Here is an 894-nt window from a genome sequence, read left to right as displayed (position 1 = left end):
AAGTAAATCATATGTTTGTGGTAAAACATAACAAACAATTCAACAGTGATTCGCAACGCTTGGCGCTCTCACTTCGGGTTGAATTTAGTGTTTACGGCGCAGTGGTTAAGTTCAGTGTCTGCGCTGCTCACACGTTAATTGGGCGTTATATTTCTGCAGGGGATCTCAATATGACAGACTTTGATGAAACTAAGCAGCTTTGGTTTGATTTCAATTTAAGTGCAAACAAACTATCCGATAAACTTAGAACTCGTAACCTAGTCGGTGAGTACGCCGAGTGGCTTGCTGCTGAGTATTATGGAGCAAAGTTACTTCCAGTATCAGAATCTAGTGCAGATCTGATAGCTAATAATGGGGTTAAGTATCAAGTGAAAGCGAGAAGGCAACAGAAGCTTGAATCAACACAGCTAAGTATTATTCGGTCTTGGAACTTCGATTTTCTTGTGGTGATATTGTTTGATTTGAAAGGGAATCTTATAAAAGTAATAGAAAGCCCTATGAAAATATCCCGCGAGCATGCGAAGCCAAATAGTCGTCAAAATGGTTGGGTGATAACTACTAGCAAGAAGTTCTTAAATGACCCTCGAAATAAAGATATAACTAATAGTATCTCAAAGTTAAACGGAACAATATAACAATAAATTTAAGAGTGATTCACAACGCTCGGCGCTTTCACTTCAAGCCAGTTTAGTGTTTATGGCACAATGCTTTAGGTTGGGTGGTTAGCGTTGTTCACACCTTAATTTGGCGTTAACTGGATAAGGAGTTTCAGTGGGAGATTTACCAATTGGTGTTCGTGTTTATAGAAGCCGCTGGAGTTTGGTGGTTGCTCTTGTCGTTGCTCTTTATTTTCTAACTCCTACGGAAAACGTTGGTGAAGTAGTTGTAGTTTTG

The 894-nt window shown here is 39.4% G+C and carries 1 protein-coding gene; it reads left to right on the top strand.

All coding sequences use genetic code 11. The features are described 5' to 3' along the window. Window positions 1-635: DUF6998 domain-containing protein (locus ELS82_RS25380; RefSeq protein ID WP_208733324.1), on the top strand; the 635-nt coding region annotated here is incomplete at its 5' end. Between the last annotated feature and the right edge of the window lie 259 nt (window positions 636-894).

The sequence above is a fragment of the Vibrio ouci genome (assembly GCF_004551525.1).
Taxonomy (GTDB): Bacteria; Pseudomonadota; Gammaproteobacteria; order Enterobacterales; family Vibrionaceae; genus Vibrio; species Vibrio ouci.
This window is presented reverse-complemented; position numbering and strand designations above follow the sequence as displayed.